This is a genomic window from Spirochaetota bacterium (genome assembly GCA_034190085.1).
Lineage (GTDB): Bacteria > Spirochaetota > UBA4802 > UBA4802 > JAFGDQ01 > JAXHTS01.
This window is the reverse complement of sequence record JAXHTS010000035.1, coordinates 75231-96644: the sequence shown is the minus strand read 5'-3', so window position 1 is coordinate 96644 and position 21414 is coordinate 75231. Positions and strand designations below refer to the sequence as shown.

Below are 21414 nucleotides of genomic sequence, written 5' to 3'. Positions count from 1 at the left end.
TTTTAATATTGTTGAACAATTACAAAAATTATAAAATATTTATAATTTTTCCTTGACTCAATCTTCCATGTAATTTCTATTGTTTTTTGTGCTTATCAATCAATATTTTTTTAATAATACAAATATGAATATGGATGCTGAATATGACTGAAAAATATGGAGAAAAATTAGCTTTAGCCTTCATCATAATACTCGCTATAATAGGAATTATAGGATATTCCCTTCAGAGTTCAGAATCACCCATAAGAGTACTCTTTAAAACAAAGGGTGGAGCAGTGATTTTTGATCATCGAGCCCACCTTTCAGAGAATGAGTATGGAATAAAATGCATAGAATGCCATCACGACATTGATGATGAGACAAAGGCTAATGAAAAAAACTGTAGAAGTTGTCATGGTCCTGGAAAAGAATGTGATGCAATATGTGAGGATGCCCCTGTTCATAAGCAATGCATCGGCAACAACTGTATAGAATGTCATAACAAACAGGGGATGGACGCAGGCGAATGCAGTCTTTGTCACCGTCAATAATATCAGCAAATTTTTAGTAATTTACATAGATTAGAAAAAAACGGATTTAGGAAGATAACATGAATTTAAGAACAATATTCGGCATTCTGCCACCAAAGCTAATCTATTCAGATGACAATCTACCCATTGAAGAGTGTTCACTCCCCCAAAAGTCTATTATTCTACAAAGCAGCGAAGATCCAATAACGTTAGAGGTAGGCGATAAGCTAAAAAGTGGAAAAAAGTTGGAGTCATGCAGCATAGAGACGGGAATGTTCTCCCCTGTCACAGGTACCATCACGGAAATATCTACAATCAAGTGGACTGATGGAAAGGAGTTTACAGCAATAACGATTGAAACATCAGGTAGTGATGAATGGGATTCTTCTTTAAATGAAGGAGAGGATTTATCAAACAAGAGTTCAGAGGAAGCACAGGCTAAATTAAAGGAACTCGGTTTTGATCTTGGTATTTCTAATGATAAAAGGATTGATACAATAATAATAAATGGGCTTGACTCTGATTTGCTTGTTTCTAAAAACCAACAGATTCTCAGGGAAAAGCACGAGAACATCAAAGAGGGTGTTGAGCTTTTAAAGAAGATAACTGGAGCTAAGAGGGCAGTTTTGGCCATTCCCAATAACATATCAGGCCTCTCTATAGGCACAGAGATAACAGCGGTTAATCCTGTCCATCCCAATGGGATGTCCGACATGCTCCCCAGGTTAGTGTTAACCGATGGCGAAATTGATAATTCCTCAGTTTATAGTGTTGAATTATTGAACTCAATCGTTGAGTCACTTAAAAGTGGAAAACCTCCGGTTCATAAGGTTATTACACTAATAGATAAGGGAGGCAAAGCCCTTAAGAATTTACGTGTAAGGATCGGCACACCAATATCAGTCGTTCTTGAATCAAATAACATTGCCATCCAAGATAATGATAAGTTAATATTAGGCGGGCCAATGCTGGGCGAGGTCACATATCTTGCGGATTTTCCGGTTACCCATAAAACCGAAGCCATTTATATTCAGGATAGTGAAGAAGTAGCCCCTATCGCTAATATAACATGTATTAATTGCGGAAAATGTGTGGATGCTTGTCCCTATAATCTCCAGATCAATCTTTTGGGTAGATATTCTGAATTCTCATTATTCGAGAGATGTGAGGAGTTAGATATTGATTATTGCATTGAGTGTGGTCTTTGCGCATATGTATGTCCTGCCGGTAGGCCTCTTGTACAATATATACAGTTTGCCAAACATGAAATAAAGGAATTGAAGAATAAGGAAGAGGAAGAGAGTACACAATGACAACACAAGCAACAGCTTCTCAAAAGTTAGTAGTTTCTCCATCGCCGCATATTCATTGTGGCGAAAAAGTTTCACATCTATACTATACCATCTTAATAGCGCTTCTCCCTGCAGTCATTTCAGCAGTCTATTATTTCGGATTTCATGCGATAAGGGTTATGGCAGTGGCCATATCGAGCGCTATGGCATCGGAATGGATTATTCAAAAATTATTCAAAAAATCAGCAACAATAACTGATGGTAATGCCATTTTAATAGGATTATTGTTTGCATTGATAATCCCACCAAGCGTGCCCTGGTGGTTGGTTATTATTGGATGCTTTATTTCGATTCTTATAGGCAAGGAACTCTTTGGCGGTACTGGGTCAAATCCATTCGCTCCTGTGCTTATTGGATGGGCAGTACTCCGAATATCATGGGCAGACCTTATGAATTTCGATCTGGCCATGATAAATTACGATCTTGGAGTCTCCATGGAGTACCCTCTCTCAGTTTTAAAGAGATTAGGCGCATCTGGTGTGAGTAATATTCAAACATCAGACCTGTTAATGGGCAAGCAGGCTGGCGGAATGGGAGCATCAGCCATACTATGGATTATAATCGGCGGTGTATTCCTTATGATAAGGGGGGTTATACCTTGGAGGCTTTCCTTATCCTTCCTGATTGGAGTGATAATCTTTTCAACCCTCTTTCATCTCACTGATTCAACTAAGTATGCAGGTCCCATCTTCCATTTATTGACTGGTAATGTGATGATTGGAGCATTCTTTTTAGCAACTGATTATTCAAGCTCACCAGCAAATAAAATTGCCATGATTGTCTATGGGATTTCATGTGGTTTCCTTATTGTAATATTCAGGATTTGGAGCGTTTATCCTGACGGTGTTGTATTTGCGATACTAATTATGAATATCTTTAATCCTCTAGTTGATAAGATCACCCCAAAAATACCAGGCAAAAAAGAGTAAAGGATATAGTCATATGAAAGAAATCATTAAAATGATCGTTGTATTATCAGTGATATGCGGTGTTTGTGGTTTTTTATTGGCAATGGTTAAAGCGCAAACTGAAGAGCGTATCGAAGAGCAGGTCTTATTGAATGTAAAGGGGCCGGCAGTAAACAAGGTGCTTGCAGGCTCCACAAATGATCTTATTAAGGATCGAAAAAAGATCACCCTTGGCGAAGAGGAGATGGTGGTATTCGTAGGCAAAAAGGATAATGAACCCTGGGGGGTCGCCTATGAGATGAGCGCTGGAGGTTTTGGTGGCGACATTGGCGTTATCGTAGGATTTGATCTAAATACAAATACATTAGCTGGAATTGGTGTTACGACTCACAAGGAAACCCCTGGAGTTGGTTCAAAAGTAAAGGACGATAATGCTTATGCGGATAATTTTAAAGGAAAATCCATAAAGGATAATTTCAAGATAAAGAGTGATGGCGGTGTAATAGATGCTATAACCGGCGCAACGATTTCTTCAAGGGGCGTGTGTACAGCAGTACGTAATGGAGTTGGATTGTTTGAGGAAATTAAATCTAAAATGAAATAAATCACTATAATTAGGAGTTAATAATGTCTCTTATAAAGGATTTTACAAGGGGATTATGGAATGAGATACCACCATTCAGGCTGGTATTAGGTCTCTGTCCAACACTTGCAGTAACTAAGTCTGCGGATAATGGTTTAGGAATGGGTATTGCTGCAACATTTGTGCTCCTTTGCTCAAATATAATTGTATCATCACTTCGTAATATAATTCCTAAGAAGGTACGAATAGCGAGTTACATAGTAATTATTGCCACCTTTGTAGTAATTGTTGAGCTTACAATGCAGGCATATGTTTATTCACTCTATGAACAGCTTGGAATATTCATTCCATTAATAGTAGTTAATTGTATTATACTCGGGAGGGCTGAGGCCTTTGCATCAAAAAATCCGGTCATAAACTCAGCAGCCGATGGTTTAGGAATGGGATTGGGATTTACAATATCCCTCACTGTTCTGGGTGCTCTTCGTGAGGTATTAGGAAAGGGTACACTTTTTGGTTTGAATATTATGGGGGACGCTTTTCAACCATTCAACTTTATGGTTGAGGCTCCAGGCGCCTTTGTATGCCTTGGCGTACTTCTAGGGCTTATGAATGTTGTAAGTGAGTAGTGATAAATTCACGTATAGGTCACCAAATAGATCATCATTTAGCAACTCATTAGTATAGAGAGAGGATAGGATGGAATATATAGTACTCATAATCAGCGCTGTTTTAGTTAAGAATATTTTACTTGCAGAATATCTTGGCAATTGTCCCTTTGTTGGGGTTTCTAAAAAGATGGATACTGCAATAGGAATGGGAATGGCGGTAATATTTATCTTAACCCTTGCAGGATTAATCACCTGGATTGTTCAGAAATATGCATTGGAACCGCTTGATATTGTATATCTACAGACAATTATCTTTATTCTTGTTATTGCATCATTAGTTCAGCTCGTAGAGATGTTCTTAAAGAAATCAGTCCCACCACTATATCAGGCTCTTGGTATATTCCTGCCGCTTATCACTACAAACTGCGCAGTTCTTGGTGTTGCTATTATGAATATAAAAAAAGATCACGATTTTATTGAAATGTTAATCTTTTCCTTTGCTTCTGCTATTGGTTTTACCCTTGCACTCATTATGCTCGCAGGCTTAAGGGAGAGATTTGAAATATCAAACATCCCTAAACCCCTTCAGGGTACAGGCATTGCATTGATATCAGCAGGCCTCATGGCGCTAGCATTCTTCGGATTTGTCGGTGTTGACAGCGCTCTCAAGGCACTATAAAAACTAACTATAAATTTTTACTTATGATAATACCTACTATATTTTTACTAACTTTAGGCATGGCAGCTGCGGTTGGTTTGTCTATAGCCTCAAGGCTCTTTTATGTATGGGAAGATCCCAAAATCGTTGAGGTAGAAGAAGCCCTTCTTGGCGCAAATTGTGGAGGCTGTGGTTATGCTGGATGTTCAGCTGCAGCGGTAGCAATTGTAAGCGGTGAGGCATCAGCCAATGTATGCATTGCTGGCGGGCCTGATATAGCCAACAGAGTCGCTGAAATAATGGGAGTCACCGTTGAGATCGGTGAGCCAGAGTTGGCCAAGATGTATTGTCTTGGTGGAGAAAGAGCTGAGGATAGATTTACTTACAACGGTATAAACGATTGCAGGGCTGCCTACTTATATGCTGGTGGAGACAAGGAATGCGAGGTGGGTTGCCTTGGATTTGGCAATTGCATAAAGGTATGCCAGTTTGGCGCTATTGAAATGGGCAAATTAGGTGTGCCTGTCTTTAATCCAGATAAATGCGTATCCTGTGGGTCCTGTGTAAAGACGTGCCCTAAAGGGATCATCTCCTTAGTGCAGACGTCAACCAAGCTATTACACCTAAACACAAATGATGAATGCCTGGCCCCCTGTAGACAGCGATGCCCCGCACAAATTGATATTCCTTCTTATATCGATGCCATTCGCTATGGAGATTATGAGAAGGCTGTACAAGTTCTAAAAGAACGAAATCCTCTTATACTTACTTGCGGTCGCATCTGCCCTCACCCATGTGAGGATTGGTGTAGGCGTGGGGAAAGCGGCCAGGATGATCCAGTAGCCATAAACATGTTAAAGCGATTTGTTGCTGATTGGGAGATGAAATCCGGCAAAAGGATAGAGATTTCATTAGCCCCAAATACCGGTCATAAAATAGCTGTGATAGGGGGCGGTCCAGCGGGATTGAGCTGTGCCTATTTTTTACGCAGACTTGGTCATGATATTACTATTTTTGAATCAATGCCTAATCTGGGTGGGATGCTTCGCTATGGCATTCCAGAATACAGATTGCCAAAGGCAATTTTAGATTGGGAGATTAAGGGAATACTCGATCTCGGAATTGAAGCGAGAACCAACGCGCGTTTTGGGGAAGATTTTGACACTGGTTTCCTACTCTCATCAGGATATAAGGCAATATTCCTGGCAGCGGGCGCATGGATAAGTTCAGACATGCGTTGTGAGGGTGAGGATATGGAGGGCGTATGGGGTGGAATAGACTTCCTAAGACAAAGGGACCTTGGAATCGATGTAGATGTGGGCAAACGTGTAGTCGTAGTAGGTGGTGGGAACACTGCCATTGACGCAGCTCGAACCTCTAAGAGACTGGGCGCTGATGTAACCCTACTCTATCGACGCAGCCGAAAGGAGATGCCGGCAAATGAGGTAGAGATTATCGCAGCCGAGGAAGAGGGTATAAATTTTCACTTTCTGGCAGCACCCACACGTGTTATTGGAAATGATCAAGGGGTTGCAAGTAAGCTGGAATACATTAAAATGGAACTCGGTGAACCCGATGAATCAGGAAGGAGAAGACCAGTTGAGATACCTGGTTCAGAGACCACCCTTGAGGTCGACACCATTATAGCTGCAATTGGTCAAAAGGTTGATGTCTCTTATGTTGAAGAGAGTTCTAAACTTGAAAAGATACAATATACACGCTATAAAACAATAGATGCCAATGAGGATACTTGTCAAACAGATATTCCATATCTCTTTACAGCAGGCGATTACTTTACTGGTCCTGCTTTGGTGGTTGATGCTATAGGCGGTGGCAGGAGAGCAGCGCGAGCAATACATCTATTTGTATCAGGTAAAGACTTAATCCCACAAACAGATCTACAGAAAAAACGTATACCAGGAACAGAAATCAAAGCAATTGACGGTATAATCAAAAAAAAGAGAGTTGAAATGCCAGAACTTCCTGTGGATGAACGCATCACAAACTTTCAGGAAGCAGAACTAACAATAACCGAGGAAGAAGCTTTGAATGAGGCAAGGCGATGTTTGAGATGCGGACTCACCTGCTATTGGCGTGATGATGAAGAACGTATTGCTTAACATATTTTAAATACAAGAAGATAAGTCTTTAATAATTATATAAACATAACAATTTGCAGCTTTGCTGTAAAATGATCAGCAAAATCAGAAATCTATAAAAAGGGATTCAAGACATGCTAATACCAACCATATTTCTTATAAGCCTTGGCTTTGTGGCTGCTGTTGGCCTCTCAATTGCCTCCAAGGTATTCTATGTATGGGAGGATCCTAAGATCGAAGAGGTTGAGGATTCGCTACTCGGAGCAAACTGCGGTGGTTGTGGCTATGCGGGTTGTGCAGCAGCAGCGGCAGCGGTTGTAGCAGGAAAGGCTGGACCAGATATATGCGTAGCAGGGGGACCTGACATTTCCCTACGAGTTGCAGAGGTTATGGGAGTAAAGGTAGAGATAAAAGAGCCAGAGATTGCTTCTTCCAGCTGTAGGTATAGTATCGAGGAGGCTGACACAAAGTACAGCTATTATGGAGTAAATGACTGTAGGGCTGCAATGCTATTCGCTGGTGGCGCTAAGGAATGCCCAATCGGATGTCTCGGTTTGGCAACATGCGTAAGAGCATGCCCCTTTGGTGCTCTCTCTATGGGCGAGAACGGATTACCCTATGTTGATCAAAATAAATGCAGAGGGTGCGGAGTATGCGTAGAGTTGTGTCCAAAGAATATTATTAAGCTAACCTCCACCACGAACAGGATGATAGGTGAGAATAGATATGATGAGTGCACTACCCCATGTCAGAGGACATGCCCAACTGGTATAAACATACCGGCTTATATTAGGCAGATCACTTTAGGAAACTATAGAGAGGCTATCAGAATAATTAAGGAAAAAAACCCTTTGCCATTGATAGTTGGTAGGATCTGTCCAGCACCTTGCGAGTTTGAATGTCGTCGTAACTTTGTAGACGAGCCAGTGGCAATTAACAACCTCAAAAGGTTTGTTGCTGACTATGAGATGAATAATAAAGAAAGAGTACATCCATATAAAGCTCCAGAAACTGAGAACAGAGTCGCAATTGTAGGTGGTGGGGCGCAGGGATTGACAACAGCTTATTATCTTGCTTGTCTTGGACATCAACCAACTATTTATGAAGCAACATCAAAACTTGGAGGTATTGTTAGAAGTGTAATTGCAAAAACAAGATTACCTGATCATATCATTGACTGGGAAATTGATGGAATATTGAGTGCAGGTGTTAAAGCGAAAACGGATATGATCTTAGGAAACGATTATACAATTTCATCCCTTCTAAATGATGGATATGATGCGGTTGTGCTTTCAAGTGGAGGATTAGACAGCCGTAAGATTCTCAGGGGCAACATTGATCTTGAAGAGACGATCCCGGGTATATACATGCTTTTGGACTTTTTAGTAAGCTCATCAAGGGGAGAAAGCCTATCAATAGGCAAGAGTGTATATATAATCGGCGGTGGCAATTCCACACTACAGGCAGCAAGTATATGTAAAAAAAATGGAGCTGACAGTGTCACAATAATATATCCCTATACACGAGAGGATCTATTGTCAAGGGAGATAGATATTGAGAAGGCTGAGAGTGAAGGCATTAAATTCCTATTCTCAACAGTTGTCAATTCCCTTACTGGTGAAGAGGACCGTCTCTCCCAGATTGGGTTGAGAAAGAGTGATGGAACTACCGAAAAAAGAGATGTAGACACAATTATAGTAGCTACAGGACGTTTGTCTGACTTGGTATTTGTCAAAGAAAAAATCGACGAAGAAAATAAATCAACAACCAATTCAAAAGGATGGCATACACTCGAGACCTTCAAGATGTTTCCTGATAATAAAAGTGATGATATATTCAATCTTAGCGAGAATGCTATGATAAATGATAACATGGCTGTGGTTAAAGCAATTGGCAGGGGAAGAAAGATTGCCAGAGCAACGCATTTTTATCTTAATGAAAAGGAATTAACACCTCAAGAAAATATGATAAAAACTGATATGGAAATATTGGATGTTGAAGGTATTGAAAACGTTGATGCCATAACAAGGGAGATGATGCCAAAGAGCGAAATCGGTTTTCAGTATGGAGAGATTACCAGAATGTATGAGAAGACTGAAATCAATATAGGTCTAACCGAAGAAATGGCAAAGAAAGAAGCAAACAGATGTCTCGATTGTGGATTAATATGCTATAAGAAATCACAATAAATAACCATTATTATCTTATTTATTATATATAAGGGAGATGATTGATGACAATAAAGAGTGCTTATGAGATAACTAGTAATTTTAATAACTTCCTTGAAGTAGAAGAATTGGCCAAAAATAAAGAAACAGTTGATAACATATTATCTATGTATAAGAATAGACCGGGTGCCCTAATACCAGTTTTACAACAGGTACAACAGACATTAAAATATCTTCCACCTGTAGTGCAGGACTATATTGCACATGGTTTGAATATACCTTCAAGCGATGTCTTCGGTGTAGTCTCTTTCTATTCATTTTTTAGTATGACTCCTCGCGGTGAAAATATAATCAGAGTCTGTTTAGGAACAGCATGTTATGTAAAAGGCGCGGGGCAGATTGTTGAGAACCTTGAAAGAGGGCTTAACGTAAAGGTTGAAGAGGGAGGAACCACTGAAGACAGGAAGTTTACATTAGAGGTGGTTAGATGCATAGGGGCATGCGGATTGGCCCCGGTTGTTGTGGTTAATGAGGATACTTATGGAATGGTTGATCCTGCTAAGAGTATGGATATACTTAAATCCTATTAGTTGAATCAATATTTAATTTTATTTATTATTTTACTGCGGAGGTAAAATAAAATGCCCAAGCTAAAAATTGAAGACCTTAAAAAGATTAAAGAGGGGGTAAAAGGAACCCTAACCCTAAGAGAGGGAACACAGCGAGTAAAGATAACAGTACATATGGGAACCTGTGGGATAGCCGCAGGGGCAAGAAAGATAATGGACACCCTTCTAAAGGAGATAGAGAGTCGTGGAATTACAGATGTAATATTGACTTCATCAGGTTGTGCCGGTTTATGTAATCAGGAGCCTATGGTAACGGTTGAGATAAAGGGTGAAACGCCAGTAAAATATAGCAATCTGGATGAAAAGAAGATTAAGGAAATATTTGACCAGCATGTAATTAATGGCAAACAGGTCTTAGATTATGTGTTAGCTCGAGGTAGTGAGACTACAATCTAAAAACTATTTAATATAGATTAAGTAATTGAATTTCATATTTACAAATTTTAAACAATATTTAATTTAGTAGATTAGAAGGTAAACCATGGATAAATTATATCGTGTAAATCTCCTGGTTTGTGCAGGAACAAGTTGTGTATCAGGTGGCTCTCTCTTGTTAAGAGATGCACTTGTAGAGGAAATCCAAAAAAGGGGATTGCAGGATGAGGTTGCAGTTGAGACAACCGGATGCAATGGATTTTGCGCAGCAGGACCGCTTATGATTGTTTATCCAGATGAGATATTCTATAGACAATTAAAAGTAGAAGATGTCCCCTTTTTCGTAGATGAACATCTAATCAAGGGACGTATTGTAAGAAAGCATCTCTTTGAAGAATATGAGCAGAAGCAGTTGGTCCCCAAGATGTCTGATATAGGTTTCTTCAAAAATCAAATGCTTATTGCGCTGCGAAACCGAGGAATGATAAATCCAGACAAGATCGATGAATACATTGGAACAGATGGATATTTAGCCACAGCAAAGGCATTAAATGATATGCCCCCTGAGCAAATAGTTGATGAAGTTTTGAAGTCAGGCTTACGAGGACGAGGCGGGGCTGGATTCCCGACAGGCCGTAAGTGGCAATTTTGTATGAATGCAAAGGGTGACACCAAGTATATTTTATGTAACGCTGATGAGGGTGATCCCGGAGCCTTTATGGACAGATCTATCCTAGAGAGCGACCCACATTCTGTCTTAGAGGGGATGATAATTGGAGGGAAAGCAATTGGCGCCAATAAGGGTTACATCTATGTCAGGGCAGAGTATCCCTTAGCTATTGAGCGATTGAATACAGCCATAGCGCAGGCAGAGGATTATGGTTTGTTGGGTGAAGATATTCTAGGAAGTGGATATAATTTTAATATTGAACTCTATCATGGAGCTGGAGCCTTTGTATGTGGAGAAGAGACCGCATTGATGCAATCCATTGAGGGCAAGAGGGGTATGCCCAGGCCGCGCCCACCATTTCCGGCCAATAAGGGATTATGGGCAAGCCCTACGGTCCTAAACAATGTAGAGACCTATGCTAATGTTCCTAGAATTATTTTAAGAGGTTCTGAATGGTTTGCAAACATTGGCACAGAGAAGAGTAAGGGCACCAAGGTATTTGCTCTAACTGGTTGTGTGAGAAACATTGGTCTAATTGAAGTACCCATGGGAACACCACTCAGAACCATTGTTTATGATGTTGGAGGAGGTATCCCAGACTATAGGAAGCTTAAGGCAGTACAGATTGGAGGTCCATCAGGAGGTTGTTTGCCAAATAACTTTATAGATGTTCCAGTTGATTACGAATCCATAACAAAGACTGGTGCCATTATGGGTTCCGGTGGTATGGTTGTAATGGATGATACCAGTTGTATGGTTGATGTTGCCAAGTTCTTCATATCATTTACGGCTGATGAATCCTGTGGCAAATGCACACCCTGTAGAGTAGGAACTACTATTTTGCATAATAAATTAACAGATATAACTGAGGGTAGAGGCAAACCAAGCGATATCGAACTTCTTCAACACCTATCTAAAAACATTATCTCTTCATCCCTCTGTGGCCTAGGACAGACAGCACCAAACCCAATTCTAACAACTATCAAATATTTCAGAGAAGAGTATGAAACTCACATTAACGATAAAAAGTGTCCAGCAGGTGTATGCCGCGAACTGATTATCTTTACAATAGATGAAGAAAACTGTACAGGTTGTGGATTATGTAAAAGAAGATGTCCCCAGGATGCAGTTATCGGTGAAAAGAAGAAACCTCATTCCATTGACCAGAGCAAGTGTATCAAGTGTAGAGCATGTTATGACGCATGTAAATTTAATGCCGTGGTAATTACATAATTTAGGCGAATCTAAATCAATATAAAAGATATTTATCTTTTGCTGTTTAAAAAATTAGGTAGAAGATAAATGAATAACAAAGATTATTCATTATAAAAAAATATATTATATAGCGAGGAGCTATGAGTTCAGATAATATTATAATAATCAATGATAGAGAATATATTTTTGAAGAGGGCGAGACAATTTTAGAAGTAGCTACACGAAATGGGATTTTTATCCCAACCCTATGTCATCTCGAGGGCACAACCCCCACCGGGGCATGTCGGGTATGTGTTGTAGAGGTAAAGGGAGCCCGTAATCTTGTAGCTTCATGTACAATGCCTGCTTCAAATAACATGATAGTGCATACTGATTCACCAAAAGTAATTGAGGCCCGTCGCTTAATTATTGCGCTTCTCATGGCGTCAGGAAACCATAACTGTACTGCACGTGGAAACACTGAGAAAGACTGGACTGATTATCAGCTTGAAGTGCGAGACTATGATGGATTCACTGACATATGTGATAAGTATGGAACCTGTAAACTACAGGAATATGCATATCTTTATCAGGTATCGGACCTTAATCTTGGTGAAATAAAGCCAGACTATGAGATGGAGTCAGTAAATCCATTTATTATACGAGATTTTTCACGATGTATTATGTGCGGACGTTGTGTTAAGGCATGTAATGAAATACAGGTGAATAATGCAATTAATTACGGATATCGTGGTATAGCTGCAAAAATTACAACTAGAGGCGATGATCCACTCAATAATTCAGATTGCGTATTCTGTGGTGAATGTTTACAAGTCTGTCCTGTAGGGGCTCTAGTTGAAAAGGATAGTCGATATGTAAGGCCATGGGAACTTGAACGTGTGGAGAGTATCTGCACATATTGCGGTACAGGATGCTCTATAGACCTCTTTGTAAAGGATGGAAAGGTTGTAAAGGTATCCGGAACTGAATCAGGAGTAGTAAACAGAGGCAGTCTTTGTGTAAAGGGTAGATTTGGCAACAGCTTTATCCATAGTCCTGACAGATTAACAAAACCGCTCATTCGAGAGGGTGATCAGCTTAGAGAAGCCACTTGGAGTGAAGCCCTTGACCTAATCAGTTCGAAACTCACTGAAATAAAAGAGAAGGGAGGACCTGATAGCATAACAGGACTTTCATCAGCTCGTTGTTCTAATGAAGATAATTATATAATGCAAAAATTCTTTAGAGCGGTGATCGGTACCAATAATATTGATCACTGCGCCCGTCTATGACACTCATCAACAGTGGCCGGTCTGGCCACAGCATTCGGAAGTGGCGCAATGACTAATTCAATCGATGAGATCGATAAAACAGATTTAATACTATTAACCGGCACAAACACCACTGAGAATCATCCAGTTATCTCAAACAGAATGAAAAGAGCTGTAAACCAGAGAGGTGCAAAACTCATTGTCATTGATCCCCGCGAGATAGAGATAACAAGATTTGCTGATATATATCTGCAACCCAAGCCAGGAACTGATGTCGCCTGGATCAATGGTCTGATGCATGTAATTATAAATGAAGATCTTCATGACAAAAACTATATAGAGAGTAGAACAGAAGATTTCGACAAATTAAAAGAGATTGTAAAAAAATATAATCCTGAACATGTTGAAGGCATTACTGGAATACCAAAGGATAGTCTAATAGAGACGGCAAGACTATTTGCAAAGGTGAAAAAAGCATCAATATATTATGCAATGGGCATAACACAACATATTTCAGGCACAGATAATGTTAAGTCTTTGGCAAATTTAGCTATGATATGTGGAAATGTTGGTATTGAGGGAGGTGGTCTCAATCCATTAAGGGGACAGAACAATGTTCAAGGTGCCTGTGACATGGGTTGTTTGCCAAATGTATATCCAGGTTATCAGGCAGTTGGCGATGATGCTATTGCGGCAAAGTTTAGCAGTGAATGGGGCAAACAAGTCTCTACAAAACCTGGATTACCCTTGACTGAAATCTTTAATGGAATAGAAGAAGGCAGGGTAAAGGCTCTATATATTATGGGAGAGAATCCTCTTCTTAGCGACGCTGACTTAGACCATGTAGAGAAGGCTATCAAGGATGTAGAATTTTTAGTTGTACAGGACATTTTTTTATCTGAGACAGCGAGTATGGCAGATGTGGTTCTTCCAACATCATCATTTGCTGAAAAGGATGGAACCTTTACAAACACTGAACGGAGGGTTCAAAGGGTCCGTAAGGCTATCCCCTCACCTGGAGAAGCTAAGGATGACTGGAGAATATTTGTTGAACTATCAAAAAGAATGGGGTACGAGATGAATTATAATACATCCAGTGATGTATTTACTGAGATATCTAAATTAACCCCAAGTTACGGCGGTATAGACTATACTCGTATTGAGAGTGAGGGTGGAATCCAATGGCCATGTCCCACATCTTCACACCCTGGCACAAAATTTTTACATGAGGCGGCTTTTTCAAGGGGTAAGGGTCTTTTTCATGCTATTGACTACACCCCTCCTGCAGAGTTGCCTGATGACGAATACCCACTAATACTCAGCACAGGTCGAGTACTTCAACATTATCATACTGGAACCATGACACGAAGGATTGAAGGTCTTAACGAATTATATCCTGAAGGGATTGCAGAGATAAATCCCGTTGATGCTAAAAAGTATGATATTAGTGATTCAGATACAATAATGGTAACCTCAAGAAGAGGATCAATCAAGGTTACTGCAAAAATAAATCACCGTTCTCAGAACGGAGTAATATTTATCCCCTTTCATTTTGCTGAAGCGGCAGCTAACAGATTGACGAATCCAGCGCTGGATCCAGTTGCCAAGATTCCAGAATTCAAGGTATGCGCTGTTAAAGTTGAAAAATAACCGTCATTCAATTCATAAAAACAATAAAAAAGCCACATGAGAATAAATCGAATGTGGCTTTTTATTATTTTTAATTCAATTTTTATAAATTCTTAATCTAAAAGATGACCATCTCCTCCCTCAACTTGGATATCTCATCCTCTGATAAACCGAGACGCTCAGAGAATACATAATCTGTATGTTGACCGAATGTTGGTGATGCACTGTATTCTCTCTTAATTCCAGCCAACTCCCATGGAGCCCCGATAACGCTCTGCCTTCCAACAACAGGATGTTCAACCTCAACGGAGAAATTCCTCTCCTTAAGATGAATATCTTCATATAACTCCTTGCTGCTCAATGAAGGAGTAGCTGCCACACCGGATTTCTGAAGCATCTCCATTACTTCATAATGCGTGTGGTTCATTGTCCATTGGCTAATCAATTGATCCAATTCTTTCTCATTTTGCTTTCTGGAGTATGCATCACTGAATCTCTCATCCCTTGTCCAATCCAGATGATCGACTACATCACAGAATGCTTTCCATTCATCATCATTACAAATTGCTATGCTAACCCATTTATCCTCCCCTTTACATCGATAACAATTATGTGGGGCCATGATGCTATCTTGATTCCCCATCGGCGAGGCAACCCTCTGGTTCATAGTATAATCCATAATCTTATCACCGAGTAAGACGCTAATAGATTCTGTAGAGGATAGATCAATGTACTGCCCCTCCCCGCTTTTTTGCCTATGCACAAGGGCTGCCATTATAGCAAATGCGGCAGTAGCCCCGCTTATCAAGTCCATTCGTCCAACCATTGGATGTGGCATATCATCAAGATAACCATTAAGATATGCTGTGCCGCTTAGGGCTGCAAAGCTGACAGCAAATCCTGCGTATCGGCTCTCAGGCCCCTCGCTTCCCCTAGTGGAGGATGCTAGATATATCAGGTCCGGTCTAACCTCTTTCAAAATATCATAGCCCATTCCAAGTTTATCCATCACACCCGGGCGAAAGTTGTCTATTGCGATATCGCTGAGTGCAACAAGCCTCTTGGCTAATTCAACTCCCTTGGGAACTGTAATATTGAGTGTTATGCTATATTTATTTAAATTCAGATCATGAAATATTGTCGATTTTTCCTTCTCAAAGGAAAATTGTTGGGTAGTAATAGATTGAAATCTGGCAAAATCAGGCCGGGTATCACTCTCTATTTTTATTACCTCAGCGCCCATTTGAGATAGTAACATAGTAGCGTAAGGTCCTGCCCAAATTTGGCTAAAGTCAGCTATTCTTATTCCCTGTAATGGCTGTTCCATTATATGACACCTCCCATCCTTAATTTTACAAATTCATCATCGCTATATCCCAAACGATTAATATATATCTCTTCGTTGTGTTCACCGAGGAGGGGAGCTGCCATTCTAACCCTCCAGGGAGTTTTTGAAAATTGATATGAAGCGGATGGATATTTGAGTCTCCCAGCTTCAGGGTGATCTATATCTACAAAAAATCCACGCGTACTTAATTGCTTGCTATTGACAACCTCATCGATTGAGCATACCATACCAACCATCCCCCCACCGATCTGACCACCATGATATATCTCCTCCTTAGTAAAATTCAATAATTCTTCACCCATAAGTGTTTGAAGAACTTCCGAGTGTTCAATGCGAGATTCCATTGAGGCAAACCTCTCATCCTTAGCCCATTCCGGCTGACCCATCATATTTACGATCGATTCCCATTGGCGATCGTTCATCGCTACGGCTACCACATATCCATCCTTACACTTAATATAACTTAATCCCCCTTCATACACCTCTGTAGGTACCCGATGGGCGATCTTCCCCTGGTTCGGATAATGATCGAATTCAACCCTATCCAAATTAATTAAGGCCTGTTGCTTCGAAATGTCGATATGTTGCCCCTCACCTGTAATTGATCGACTAAATATTGCACTTAGGGTTGCTGTTGCAGCGCTGAGTCCACATAAATAATCATCCATAAACCCAGGGGCCTTTATCGGTTCTCTATCATAATTTGATGAACCAAGGGGATTCATAAATCCTCCGCCAGCAACATGTGATAAATTAAGATTGTATGCCTTATAATCTCGATATGGCCCTGTTTGTCCAAAAGGGGTAATGGATGTCATGATTAATTTTGGATTGATCTCCTTTAGATGTTGATATGACAATTCAAGCTTTTTCATAACTGAAGGTGGATTGTCCTCAATCAATACATCCATCTCAACTATCATCTCTTTAAATATCTCTCTACCCCTTTTAGTATTGATATCCATCGTTATTCCCATTTTGTTCGTGTTTAGATACAGGAATAGCCCACTTCTCTCTCTATGCGGCATATCACCTAAAAAGGGTCCCCTACCCCTGGCATCGTCTCCACCTTTAGGATCCTCTAGCTTAATTACTTCAGCGCCAAGATCAGCTATGAGTTTGGAGCAATAGGGACCAGAGATAAATCCAGCAAATTCCAATACCTTTACTCCATCTAAAGCCATTGTTGACATATTACACCTCCACCCTTAAAGATATCTTTTATTTTCTTGGGAATAATATTGTAAATATTAACCCTACATTAATAAAACACACTCATATCATAAGTGAATTCATCATAATATATGATCTGTTTAGAGAATCTGTAACAAAAGTCAAGGGGAAATAATGGGAAAAACTTGAAAAATATCCTATTGATTTGACGGCGAAGTTATAAAAAAAATCATCGGCAAGAGCTATGACCAATGATCATCACAATAGAATTCAATAATTTGAGTCTGTAGTGATCTCTTTATTGAACAATTCCCTCAACAGTAACACTATTGAGACTTTGAGCGATTGTATCCAATGCCTTGAAGGATGCGCATTGCCAACCGGAATTTTTATCGTATATAACTCTGGTAGGAATCTCTCGAGTATCAAGCAACTTAAATAATTTAATAATGCTGGGAACTGTTGATGAGTTCATATATTCTAATTTCAAAAAATCAATTGTTAGTTCAGCCCCATCAAAATTATCTATTATTTCATCAAAATATGGATTGATGACTGCCCCAGGATCCCTCTCCCTGCTCTTGCCAAACCAGGATATTACTACACTTTTTTCGTTATCCTCAACTTTTATGACAAGATCACCAGATATCAATTCTTTCATTTCCTTTCTCCTGATTAAGATAAATGTTGTATAGGAGTCTTCTCTTAATAATAATCAATGCATCAAGAGTAATTAGACAATTCCCATTATTATATTTTAATCTGTGCACTAACGGTTAATATGCTCTTATCATATGAGTAGTTCAGGTCGCAATGAGCCTCATAGGCCATACGATATAATCCTAGCTGGCTCTCAGAAACCTTGGAACTCTCCATTAACTCGATTAATCTGTTAGTATATAGAGTAAATCGATCCTCGCTATTCATTATTTTTTCAATGCTATATTTCAGGTTCTGAACATTTCTATCTGTTAATACTCCATTTTTTACCTTAACTGTTAAGGTATCATCCTCTATTCGAATCTCAAATTCTATACCTGATAGATTTGGTACCGTTTCACCATACTTAACAGCATTCTCTACCAGTTCTGTAGAGACCATTCTAACTGAATCAATTATCTCAACCGAAGCATCAGGCAGAATCTCCTCAATTCGATCATTAACATTTAAAACAATATTCCATGTTGGTTCAATAAAAACTTTAATTAATTTATTACTATCCATGTCATCAATATCAGTTAGATAATAATCGAGTTTCTGCTTCTCCTTCTTAGTTAAATTGATAAATTCAATGCCAAGATAATAGGAGGTATCATTCTTACTCAACTCACATCTAACTACCTTAGCATCACCCTCAAAAAATTCAAATGAATTAGGTCTTAAAAAACGGACATTTATCATTTTACCTATATCAATGGATTTGCTAAATTGAATTAATATTCCACCAGCACTAACATCAACTGATCTCCCCTGATCAATTTGTTGTTTTACATTATCCTTCATTTTGATCCTCACATTATACTCTCCCCTTAAACGCTTATATCTCCTTCGATCTCTTATCCTTAGATTATTCATCAAATTCCCTCCTAAATTAAGCATTTGCAGGAATTGAAATATTATCAATTATACCCACTTATAGTCTTGCTTGGACAAATACTCAAATTTAAATTATCTGTATCTGTTTGTGAATGCATGAATTACTAACAACCTATTTCACTTCTCTTACTGAAGCAATTAACTCAGATCTTTTAATAAAACCAATATATTTCGGATTGCCTGCTACCAATTGTATTATCCTTTCGCTTGATAACTCTTCTGGTAAAGATCCTCCAGAACGACTCTGCTTTTTAAGCCAAAAGTTATATAATTTATTTACAGTCATGTTTAGCTTCTGAGAACAGAATGCTTCTTTAATATTACTATCCCTGTTAATCAGAACCTTTATTCTATCTCCATTGGGCCATCTATCCTTAAAGCCCGTAAATATCATTAAAATCTGCCCCTGAGTTAGTGATGGCTGACTCTTGTTAACAATTACTACTATGTCAGTTGCCTGAGCATTAGTATAGCCCATATTGGTAAATGTAGTGATAATATATAATATTAACAGACTCTGTAATAGTAACTTATTCTTTAATTTCATCTAACTCCTCATTAAAAGGCCAGAGTAATAGATGCCTGATATGTATCCATATTATTATTTATATTCCTATCAAATGGACTTTGCATATTAACCGAATACCATTCAGCTTTGATTGTAACCCTTTGTTCGGGTTTAAGATTTATTCCAATAATATATGATTCCATTTGTTTAGCAAAAACTAATAATTGTGTGTCTTTACTCCCAGACTGTAAAGACTGATATCTAAAGTATGGGGTTACCTTACCATATATTTGATATTCTACTTGTATGTAATAGACATCAAGTTTAAATTCCTCATGCCCTCGGGGTTGCCCTGAAATTGTATATATTATCCGATCATCTTCAAATTCATCAATCCATTGTCGCATCCCCTCTGCTTGAACAATGAAAAGGCCATTAAATGGCAATGAGCCAATGGATATTCTGCAGTGAGCTAGCGCTGCTTCTTCCATTTGTTTTGCAAAAAATCTTTCTCCATATGATGGGTAATCCACATAATATGCAGTCATTGTGCCATCATTGCTAGGGATGTCCTCAATTGTACCAGTTTTGTACAGAAGCAACGATCTCTCACCCATGTATCCTGAGCATCCAAATTCTATATCTATAAATTCAGCAATTGATAATATAGTAAAGTTAAGAAATCCTCCAAAGGCTTTGTTCTTATCCTCATTATCAAAAATTGCATCAGTATTTGACACACCATTGCCAATATATGCAGCATAATCTAGCATAAAATTAGTATTATCAAACTGCATCTTACCCAGAAACTCAATTCCTGTCTGTCTTAAGGGCATTCCTATACTTTGATATGGAAAATTAACTAAATAAGGAACCCGTATGCTGGTTATAATATGAGCACCGTGATCCTGACTCCAAATGCCAAAAGGGGTGAAGTAACGACCAAATCGAAATGTAGCGTAGGGTAGATAGTTCCATTCAATATAGGCTCTTTCAATGTGAATGGAACCATATCTAAATTGCTCTGTTTGGGAATCAGCTCCCTCATTATCAAAGGGTGTAGATATTATAACATCTGGGATTCCATCATTATCCGAATCAATTAATGTACTTTCACTTTCTCCGGTAGGAGTATAAAGATATCTAATCTCAGCAAAGGCTAACCAATTCTCCGATGCAAAAAATGTAAAAAAAAGATTTAGGAGATTCTGCGTAAAATGACCTCCCCCCTTTACTCCTGTATATGAGGCTATAATATTATCATTTGATTCGTAATCGCGTTTCTGATATTGCAGATCAATAAATCCTGATATGTTGAATTTCTTTTCTTCATCTTCAATTATTGTTGTTGCCTCAGCATACAATATATGCTCCTTTAGTGACAAAATGAACATTTGAAGGTTAGAAATAAATAGAAGCAATATTACAGAAATAAATATTCTTCTCATTTTATCTCTCCTTAGACAATAAGCCTTCCTTGGTTTATGTTGTATTTCTTATTTGAGATCTCTTGAAAATTCTAAGTTCAAGTAACAGTATTGCTTCTCTTTTAATTATCTAATGCAAGGACAGGTAATATACTTATGCTACAAAATCCTTTGTGATTTCATCAATCTCAAATGGATTTCACTATACATTTTAATAATACAGAAACTCTTGATCTATAGCAGCAAGGTCTGCTGCATTTATTTTGTAAAAAACCCTTAAATATTTTTCTGATTACAATTATAACATTAACAAAATAATCATTCAAATATTATTTTTTGATATTAATATACAAAAATGTCCAGTTCATTCAACATTCTTATCATCAAGTAGTATATTTGATAATTCGACAAGAATCCCCTAATTATCTGTTGATCTTACTGCTTTTCTAAAAAAAACGTCACGCCCTTTTGAAGCATTTTATATAAAGTGTCCCATTTTACTTCTCTGGATGGCTATTTGCATGATCTTTTAATAAAAACGAGTCAATTGTGTAGAATAAGGTTGACTTTTCGATTCGATATTCTTATCTATTAAATAGAATTGAAAATAAATTCTCCTCGTAGCATGGTTGCAAGATATCAAAAACTAATATGGTCATTTTTCCGCAGAAGATCTGCTATGAATTAGACCCTAATAAAATTAAAA

Annotated in this window: 18 protein-coding genes; 12 read left to right on the top strand and 6 right to left on the bottom strand. The window is 38.7% G+C overall.

The features are described 5' to 3' along the window. Positions 1-143: 143 nt before the first annotated feature. The 12 genes from SVZ03_06660 to fdhF all read left to right on the top strand — a co-directional run bounded on the left by SVZ03_06660 (position 144) and on the right by fdhF (position 14677). Positions 144-530, top strand: a complete 387-nt coding sequence (locus SVZ03_06660) for a cytochrome c3 family protein (GenBank protein MDY6933889.1) — start codon at positions 144-146, stop codon at positions 528-530. A gap of 59 nt (positions 531-589) precedes the next feature. Continuing rightward, positions 590-1822 (top strand): 4Fe-4S binding protein, encoded by a 1233-nt coding sequence (locus tag SVZ03_06655; protein MDY6933888.1) that lies wholly within the window; start codon positions 590-592, stop codon positions 1820-1822. Then, positions 1819-2790: an RnfABCDGE type electron transport complex subunit D gene (locus SVZ03_06650; GenBank protein MDY6933887.1), complete on the top strand. Its 972-nt coding sequence runs from the start codon at positions 1819-1821 to the stop codon at positions 2788-2790. Before SVZ03_06655 ends, SVZ03_06650 begins: the two co-directional genes overlap by 4 nt. Before the next feature lie 13 nt (positions 2791-2803). Further along, positions 2804-3373 (top strand): RnfABCDGE type electron transport complex subunit G, encoded by a 570-nt coding sequence (locus SVZ03_06645; protein MDY6933886.1) that lies wholly within the window; start codon positions 2804-2806, stop codon positions 3371-3373. A gap of 20 nt (positions 3374-3393) precedes the next feature. Continuing rightward, positions 3394-3981 (top strand): electron transport complex subunit E, encoded by a 588-nt coding sequence (locus tag SVZ03_06640; protein ID MDY6933885.1) that lies wholly within the window; start codon positions 3394-3396, stop codon positions 3979-3981. Between the two features lie 70 nt (positions 3982-4051). Beyond that, positions 4052-4642, top strand: coding sequence for an electron transport complex subunit RsxA (rsxA, locus tag SVZ03_06635; protein ID MDY6933884.1), 591 nt, complete (start codon positions 4052-4054; stop codon positions 4640-4642). Between the two features lie 59 nt (positions 4643-4701). Further along, entirely contained in the window at positions 4702-6741 is a 2040-nt protein-coding gene (locus tag SVZ03_06630) for an FAD-dependent oxidoreductase (GenBank protein ID MDY6933883.1), read from the top strand. 113 nt (positions 6742-6854) lie between these two features. After that, a complete protein-coding gene (locus SVZ03_06625; protein ID MDY6933882.1) occupies positions 6855-8909 on the top strand; it encodes an FAD-dependent oxidoreductase in 2055 nt (684 codons plus the stop codon). A gap of 44 nt (positions 8910-8953) precedes the next feature. After that, complete coding sequence (locus tag SVZ03_06620) at positions 8954-9478, top strand: NAD(P)H-dependent oxidoreductase subunit E (GenBank protein ID MDY6933881.1); 525 nt, start codon at positions 8954-8956, stop codon at positions 9476-9478. A gap of 51 nt (positions 9479-9529) precedes the next feature. Beyond that, the gene (locus SVZ03_06615; protein ID MDY6933880.1) at positions 9530-9913 is read left to right on the top strand and encodes a (2Fe-2S) ferredoxin domain-containing protein; all 384 of its coding nucleotides are present in this window, start codon (positions 9530-9532) and stop codon (positions 9911-9913) included. A gap of 85 nt (positions 9914-9998) precedes the next feature. Beyond that, a complete protein-coding gene (nuoF, locus tag SVZ03_06610; protein MDY6933879.1) occupies positions 9999-11795 on the top strand; it encodes an NADH-quinone oxidoreductase subunit NuoF in 1797 nt (598 codons plus the stop codon). A 122-nt stretch (positions 11796-11917) separates the two neighbouring features. Beyond that, on the top strand, positions 11918-14677 hold the full coding sequence (gene fdhF / locus SVZ03_06605; GenBank protein MDY6933878.1) for a formate dehydrogenase subunit alpha: 2760 nt from the start codon (positions 11918-11920) through the stop codon (positions 14675-14677). Between the two features lie 97 nt (positions 14678-14774). On the opposite strand, the gene SVZ03_06600 is transcribed toward fdhF, so the two are convergent. The 6 genes from SVZ03_06600 to SVZ03_06575 all read right to left on the bottom strand — a co-directional run bounded on the left by SVZ03_06600 (position 14775) and on the right by SVZ03_06575 (position 20729). Then, positions 14775-15983, bottom strand: a complete 1209-nt coding sequence (locus SVZ03_06600) for a CoA transferase (GenBank protein MDY6933877.1) — start codon at positions 15981-15983, stop codon at positions 14775-14777. Beyond that, positions 15983-17197: a CoA transferase gene (locus tag SVZ03_06595; protein ID MDY6933876.1), complete on the bottom strand. Its 1215-nt coding sequence runs from the start codon at positions 17195-17197 to the stop codon at positions 15983-15985. Before SVZ03_06595 ends, SVZ03_06600 begins: the two co-directional genes overlap by 1 nt. Positions 17198-17475: 278 nt before the next feature. Further along, positions 17476-17838 carry a hypothetical protein gene (locus SVZ03_06590; GenBank protein ID MDY6933875.1) on the bottom strand — a complete coding sequence of 121 codons (363 nt, stop codon included), beginning with the start codon at positions 17836-17838 and terminating at the stop codon, positions 17476-17478. Positions 17839-17927: 89 nt separating this feature from the next. Next, complete coding sequence (locus SVZ03_06585; GenBank protein MDY6933874.1) at positions 17928-18752, bottom strand: PilZ domain-containing protein; 825 nt, start codon at positions 18750-18752, stop codon at positions 17928-17930. Positions 18753-18885: 133 nt separating this feature from the next. Next, on the bottom strand, positions 18886-19320 hold the full coding sequence (locus SVZ03_06580; protein MDY6933873.1) for a hypothetical protein: 435 nt from the start codon (positions 19318-19320) through the stop codon (positions 18886-18888). An 11-nt stretch (positions 19321-19331) separates the two neighbouring features. Then, positions 19332-20729, bottom strand: a complete 1398-nt coding sequence (locus SVZ03_06575) for a hypothetical protein (protein MDY6933872.1) — start codon at positions 20727-20729, stop codon at positions 19332-19334. Positions 20730-21414 lie beyond the last annotated feature (685 nt).

Excerpts from the sequence above, each read along its gene's own strand:
- SVZ03_06660 (MDY6933889.1), top strand. The coding sequence starts at position 144 with ATGACTGAAAAATATGGAGAAAAATTAGCTTTAGCCTTCATCATAATA.
- SVZ03_06655 (MDY6933888.1), top strand. The coding sequence starts at position 590 with ATGAATTTAAGAACAATATTCGGCATTCTGCCACCAAAGCTAATCTAT.
- SVZ03_06650 (MDY6933887.1), top strand. The coding sequence starts at position 1,819 with ATGACAACACAAGCAACAGCTTCTCAAAAGTTAGTAGTTTCTCCATCG.
- SVZ03_06645 (MDY6933886.1), top strand. The coding sequence starts at position 2,804 with ATGAAAGAAATCATTAAAATGATCGTTGTATTATCAGTGATATGCGGT.
- rsxA (MDY6933884.1), top strand. The coding sequence starts at position 4,052 with ATGGAATATATAGTACTCATAATCAGCGCTGTTTTAGTTAAGAATATT.
- SVZ03_06630 (MDY6933883.1), top strand. The coding sequence starts at position 4,702 with ATGGCAGCTGCGGTTGGTTTGTCTATAGCCTCAAGGCTCTTTTATGTA.
- SVZ03_06625 (MDY6933882.1), top strand. The coding sequence starts at position 6,855 with ATGCTAATACCAACCATATTTCTTATAAGCCTTGGCTTTGTGGCTGCT.
- SVZ03_06620 (MDY6933881.1), top strand. The coding sequence starts at position 8,954 with ATGACAATAAAGAGTGCTTATGAGATAACTAGTAATTTTAATAACTTC.
- SVZ03_06615 (MDY6933880.1), top strand. The coding sequence starts at position 9,530 with ATGCCCAAGCTAAAAATTGAAGACCTTAAAAAGATTAAAGAGGGGGTA.
- nuoF (MDY6933879.1), top strand. The coding sequence starts at position 9,999 with ATGGATAAATTATATCGTGTAAATCTCCTGGTTTGTGCAGGAACAAGT.
- SVZ03_06600 (MDY6933877.1), bottom strand. The coding sequence starts at position 15,983 with ATGGAACAGCCATTACAGGGAATAAGAATAGCTGACTTTAGCCAAATT.
- SVZ03_06595 (MDY6933876.1), bottom strand. The coding sequence starts at position 17,197 with ATGTCAACAATGGCTTTAGATGGAGTAAAGGTATTGGAATTTGCTGGA.
- SVZ03_06590 (MDY6933875.1), bottom strand. The coding sequence starts at position 17,838 with ATGAAAGAATTGATATCTGGTGATCTTGTCATAAAAGTTGAGGATAAC.
- SVZ03_06585 (MDY6933874.1), bottom strand. The coding sequence starts at position 18,752 with ATGAATAATCTAAGGATAAGAGATCGAAGGAGATATAAGCGTTTAAGG.
- SVZ03_06580 (MDY6933873.1), bottom strand. The coding sequence starts at position 19,320 with ATGAAATTAAAGAATAAGTTACTATTACAGAGTCTGTTAATATTATAT.
- SVZ03_06575 (MDY6933872.1), bottom strand. The coding sequence starts at position 20,729 with ATGAGAAGAATATTTATTTCTGTAATATTGCTTCTATTTATTTCTAAC.